Source organism: Candidatus Poribacteria bacterium, from assembly GCA_021295715.1.
Taxonomy (GTDB): Bacteria; Poribacteria; WGA-4E; order WGA-4E; family WGA-3G; genus WGA-3G.
Genome location: JAGWBV010000002.1, coordinates 1 through 5,502 on the forward strand (window position 1 = coordinate 1; position 5,502 = coordinate 5,502).

Consider the following 5,502-nt stretch of genomic DNA (forward strand, 5'->3'; position numbering starts at 1 on the left):
GATGTGACAGACTACTAGTGCTGTGTCAAGTTGAGTTTGATAGTATTGTCAGTTGGGTTGAAGGGATTTTCCCTGTAGAGGCAGTCCCTTGTGGCTGCCCACATCCATCATTTTAGGAGTGACACAGCACTAGTATCCTCGCCTCTTTGGGGAGTCTCATTAATTCTAAAATCTACTACAGTTAATCCGTTGAGACGCTTTGTTTGGACAATCTAATAGGAGAGCAAAAATGGGTCGTCTATTTTACTACCCTTTATGTATCGTTCTGATGCTTGTGACAGCAGGATATGCGACAGCGGATCTCACTGACGATCTTGTCGTTCACTTTACGTTCGATACTGTCAAAGGGAAGACGATTGTGGATGAATCTGGCAACGGTCTGGATGCCGAAGTTGTCAAAAAAACTCAATTTGTCAAGGGCAAATATGGGAAAGCAATTCATATCACTGGTGAAACTGAAGATTGCGTTAATATTCCATCCTCGGATGCCTTAGAAATCAGTGAGGAGATCACGATGATGGCATGGGTGTATCACGAGAATTGGACAGGACATTCTTCGCAGTGGCTTGATAAAGGGAGTCATGGCGAAGACCGCCATAGTGTATACGGTATGGCAGTCTTTGATGAGAAGGATCTTGGTGGCGGTGGATGGTTCAAGGATGGCTCCGGTATTGGAATTGTATTAGGAACGGGTGCAGTCCAGCAAATTCAGATGGTTGATAGGACAATGAGAGATAAAAAGTGGCATCACATTGTGGGTGTCGGTGAGCGTAGAGGTGCGACAATCTATCTTGACGGAGAAATTATACTCCAACCTGCAGGCAAATTTGATGACCTTAACTTCAAGGGCATAAATGAAGATGATTTACGGATTGGCTGTGTGAAGAATAAACCACACTACGCGTTTGAAGGCGGTTCTATCGACGAAGTTGCGATATGGAGTCGTGCCCTTAGCGAGGATGAGGTTAAAACTGCGATGCGAGGTCCCTTGCTCTCGGTTTCGCCGAAAGATAAGGGCACTACGACATGGGGCAATATTAAGCGGAAAGCATTTCAGCCGTAGCAGGAACACAGAATTAATCTGCACCTCCAAACAAAAATGTATTGCATTCTTCCGAGTTGCGTAATATACTCTAATCGCTTCCGAACAAACAAATTTATATCTTTGATGTAAGAAGGTTTCACAAAAGGAGATATAGAATGAAAAGGACGCTTGGTTACGCCATGACACTCAGCACATTGATGTTTATAATGGTAGGATATGCTACAGCAGATCTTGCGGATGACCTTATCGTTCACTTCACGTTCGATAACGTCAAGGGCAAGCGGATCCTTGATGAATCCGGGAACGGTCTGGATGCCAAGGTTATCAAAAATACTGAATTTGTCAAGGGCAAATACGGGAAGGCAATCCGCATTACTAAGGAGACTGAAGATTGTGTGAATATTCCGTCCGCAGATGCCTTAGAAATCAGTGGAGAGATCACGATGATGGCATGGGTGTATCACGAAGATTGGGCGGGGAGTTCTTCCCAATGGTTTGATAAAGGCTGTTATAGCAGAGTCAGTTCATACGGTATGGTGGTCTTCAGTAAAGTGGACGCTCATAGTTCGGGAATCGGGGTTGTCTTAGGCGGCGAACACCAAGTGCGTTTCATCATTCAGAATAGCATGAAGAATAAAACATGGCATCATATTGTAGCAACCAGCGACAGTGCAAGTGTAAAATTTTATCTCGACGGAGAAATCCTCAACCCACCTGGACATCTCCCGCCCGACTTTCAGTTTAACTTTAAGGGTATAAACGACGAGGATTTGCGGATTGGCTGTGCGAAGCATAGACCACAGTACGCGTTTGAAGGGGGTTCCATCGACGAAGTTGCGATATGGTCTCGTGCACTCAGCGATAATGAAATCAAAACCGCGATGCGAAGTTCCTTGCTCTCGGTTTCGCCACAGGGTAAGGTCGCTACAACATGGGGCAATATTAAGCGGAAAGCATTTTAAGCATAGCGTAAATACAGAATTAATCTGCATCGCCAAACAAAAATATATTGCACTCTTCCGAGTCCCGTGATATACTCTAATTACTTCTGACAAGTAGATTTATAGCCTTGATGTAAACGGACTCCACAGGAGGAGAAACAGGATGAAAAAGCTATGTGGTTATGCTGTGCTATTCAGCGCACTGATGTTTATCGCGGTAGGATACGCTACGGCAGATCTCGCCGAAGGACTCGTCCTTTATTTCACTTTTGACAATGTCAACGGCAAAACAATTGTAGACGATTCCGGTAACGGACTGGATGCCGATATCATCGCCAACACCGATATTGTAAAAGGCAAATATGGGGACGCGATTCGCATTACAGGCATAGGCGCGGATTGTGTGAATGTGCCAGCCTCCGATGACCTGAAAATTACCGGTGAAATCACGATGGCGGCTTGGATCAATCAGGACTCTTGGGGAACGGATGCGCAGTGGTTCGACAAAAACTGCCATAACGGCGGTGAGCATTCTTCCTACGGCATTGGTGCTTTCAACGGCGGTGCGAATTTTAACATGTTCTTGGGAACCGGCAACAGTAGACCGACCCTGAGTCAACCGCATGGGTTGGATGAGAAGACATGGTATCACGTCGTTGGAACTTATGACGGGACAACCATGAAAGTCTACGTTGATGGTTTGATTTCAAAGGCACCAACGATCAGGATTTGCGGATCGGATGCTCTAAAGACCGTCCGAATTATACCTTTGAAAACGGTTCTATTGACGAGGCAGCAGTCTGGCGGCGTGCACTCAGCGAGGACGAAATCAATGAGATAATGAACGAAGGCTTCCTCGCAGTTTCGCCGCGCGATAAAGCAACAACGACATGGGGCAGCATTAAGTCAAGAACCGGCACATACTAAACACGGTCTCACAGGAAAACGCAACGGCACAGGCATCACCCTAAAAAGGGAACGATACCTGTGCCGTCTTGTATAAAATAGGGGAAACTGAGAAAATGACAAAAATCGGAATCGTTGGTATCGGATTTATGGGCATGATTCATTACTACGCCATTCAGCGCATTACCGGTGCCGAAGTCGTTGCCATCTGCACACGAGATCCAAAGAAACTCGCTGGCGATTGGACGGGCATTCAAGGGAATTTCGGACCCCGAGGTGGCATGGAAGATCTCTCAAACGTCCGAAAATATAGCGAGGTTGACGAACTCCTCGCTGATGAAGAAGTTGAACTGGTAGATATTTGTCTGCCGACGCATTTACATAAACCTGTGAGTATGGCATCCCTTGAAGCGAGAAAACATACGCTCGTCGAAAAACCGATTTCTATCTCTATTGACGATGCTAATGAACTCGTTGAACTTGCAGAGAAGATCGGTGCAGAACGGAAGGCGGCTCATGAAAGCCCGTGTTTCCTGATGGTCGCACATGTACTGCCTTTCTTTGCTGAATACGCTTATGCGAAACGGGTGGTAGAAGAAGGAAAATATGGTGAACTCCTCGGTGCGCATTTCAAGCGAATTATTTCCAAACCGAGTTGGTCACGAGATGTTGCCTCCCTCGAAAAGAGTGGGGGTCCCGGCATCGATCTGCACATCCACGACACGCATTTCATTCAGCTGCTCTGTGGTGTCCCTGACGCTGTCTTTTCACAAGGCAAACTCGCTGGCGGCACCTATGTCGATTACCTGACGACCCAATACATCTATAATGATAGGGAACTCTCTGTCAGTTGCTCTTCCGGAGCCGTATCCCAACGCGGGCGCGCTTTCTCGCACGGGTTTGAAATCTACCTCGAAAAAGCGACACTCCTTTATGATTTTTCAACATTAGCAGGTGAAGCCTCTACAGCAGTGCCACTGACGCTCCTGAACGATGAAGGTGAAGTTGAACAGGTCGATTTAGGAGAGGTAGACCCGATTGATGCCTTTACCGGTGAACTTCAATACGCCGTTGACGCGATTGACTGGGAAGAGGAGCCGACCGCACTGTCGGGTGTCGGCGCGCGGGACGCGCTGCTGCTCTGCTATAAAGAAGCAGAATCAGTCAAAACCGGTGAGATTGTCCCGATTTCTTAACCGCATAACGCTTGTTGATCTCCGAAAAAATGACTTCCTTCTATTCCGTTAGCAACATTGGTGAACTCTATGTCCCTGCTGAATGCCGGGATGCGGTTTTCGCGCGGGCACGCGCCAAACTGTTCGCGCATCAAGAATTAGGACACCTCAATCGGGTCTTCACACACATCCGTCACGGCGGTGTTGCGATTGTGGAGGGGAAATGGGAACAGATTACGGCACTGATGGATTACATCCAACGCCATAAACAGGATTTGGTCCAACAACCGCAGCGGGATGCCAGAACACGGGATCGGAGAGATTCGCGCGGGAAATCTGTGAGCAATGCTTTAAGAGAAGTTTTAGCGCGCTTGATGTGTTGGGCAGATGCAGACGGGATTATACAGGCTGAAAACGCGCCTGTTCTACCCTATCTATTGGAACTCGCTGGCGAACCCGCGGAAGCAAATGAAGGAAAACCGTTTCTCCTATCTCTCACAAAGATTCAACAAATTCAACAGGCATTCGCGGACACCTACCCCATCCGTGCCCTTAACGCTTCTCTCGTCGCTTCTGAAAACGTCCTTGCCCCGCGCTCCCAAGAGACAATTGAGTGTTTTCAAGAAGCACTTCAATATGTCCGTCAATCCAGCCCCGCTATCGTTGCTGACATCGGGTGCGGAAGTGGATGCTTGACTTTGTTGGCACGGCAGGAATTGGGCGAGCAAATTGAACTCTATGCTTCCGATCTGCTATCTGAAGCCGTCGCGACAACGAAACTCAATCTTCAAAGCCTTCTACCGGATTCAGACACTGTTCACGTGATGCCTGCTGGGGATCTGTTCGAGCCATTTGATTTGCATCAATTCGATGTGATTATTTTCAACGCGCCCTGGGTTGTTGCCCGTGTGCGTAACCGAGCGGAACTCGCGATCCACGATGAGAAACAGGAAACGGTAAAACGTTTCTTTGCACAGGTCTCAAATTTTCTGAAACCCGATGGCACTGTTTTGTTGGGATATGCTAATGCCTCAGGACCGAAGGCGATTGCGAATTTGGAAACGATCATTGCTGACGCTGGATTTAAAGAGGAGATGCTCTTTAAGAGGCGGGTTGCGACACATCGGTCAAAACGGAAATGGGAACAGATTCGGGTGTCCGTGTTAGGTAGAACGTAATCGTTTTATAATTCATATTGACCGTCGCGAAATTTTCATAGCAGTTTTCATAGCAGTTTCATAGCAATCTTTGACGGACACCCCCTAAAATCCAATCCCCGTCAGAGTTTATCGTCTTTTACAACACTTATTGATTTTTCGGTTTGCTATGAAAGGGGTCCGGTAGGTGCGGTTTCCTAACCGCACCATAAGCGTCAATTTAGCGATTGTTGACGGTATTTGGGTGCTGCGTCTTTACAAATGCCGCCCCTACGGGG

At 47.4% G+C, this 5,502-nt stretch carries 5 protein-coding genes; all 5 read left to right on the top strand.

Annotated features, from left to right (window positions below):
- The first annotated feature begins 229 nt into the window (after positions 1 to 229).
- The 5 genes from J4G07_00460 (at position 230) to J4G07_00480 (ending at position 5,245) form a co-directional block, all read left to right on the top strand.
- Complete coding sequence (locus J4G07_00460) at positions 230 to 1,063, top strand: LamG domain-containing protein (protein MCE2412450.1); 834 nt, start codon at positions 230 to 232, stop codon at positions 1,061 to 1,063.
- 137 nt (positions 1,064 to 1,200) lie between these two features.
- On the top strand, positions 1,201 to 2,007 hold the full coding sequence (locus J4G07_00465) for a LamG domain-containing protein (protein MCE2412451.1): 807 nt from the start codon (positions 1,201 to 1,203) through the stop codon (positions 2,005 to 2,007).
- A 142-nt stretch (positions 2,008 to 2,149) separates the two neighbouring features.
- Positions 2,150 to 2,827 (top strand): LamG domain-containing protein, encoded by a 678-nt coding sequence (locus tag J4G07_00470; GenBank protein MCE2412452.1) that lies wholly within the window; start codon positions 2,150 to 2,152, stop codon positions 2,825 to 2,827.
- Positions 2,828 to 3,008: 181 nt separating this feature from the next.
- Positions 3,009 to 4,088 carry a Gfo/Idh/MocA family oxidoreductase gene (locus tag J4G07_00475; GenBank protein MCE2412453.1) on the top strand — a complete coding sequence of 360 codons (1,080 nt, stop codon included), beginning with the start codon at positions 3,009 to 3,011 and terminating at the stop codon, positions 4,086 to 4,088.
- A 29-nt stretch (positions 4,089 to 4,117) separates the two neighbouring features.
- Positions 4,118 to 5,245: a class I SAM-dependent methyltransferase gene (locus J4G07_00480; GenBank protein MCE2412454.1), complete on the top strand. Its 1,128-nt coding sequence runs from the start codon at positions 4,118 to 4,120 to the stop codon at positions 5,243 to 5,245.
- Positions 5,246 to 5,502: the final 257 nt, after the last annotated feature.

Bases quoted from the DNA above. Each gene is read 5' to 3' on its own strand.
- J4G07_00480 (MCE2412454.1), top strand. From the start codon at position 4,118: ATGACTTCCTTCTATTCCGTTAGCAACATTGGTGAACTCTATGTCCCT.
- J4G07_00465 (MCE2412451.1), top strand. From the start codon at position 1,201: ATGAAAAGGACGCTTGGTTACGCCATGACACTCAGCACATTGATGTTT.
- J4G07_00475 (MCE2412453.1), top strand. From the start codon at position 3,009: ATGACAAAAATCGGAATCGTTGGTATCGGATTTATGGGCATGATTCAT.
- J4G07_00470 (MCE2412452.1), top strand. From the start codon at position 2,150: ATGAAAAAGCTATGTGGTTATGCTGTGCTATTCAGCGCACTGATGTTT.
- J4G07_00460 (MCE2412450.1), top strand. From the start codon at position 230: ATGGGTCGTCTATTTTACTACCCTTTATGTATCGTTCTGATGCTTGTG.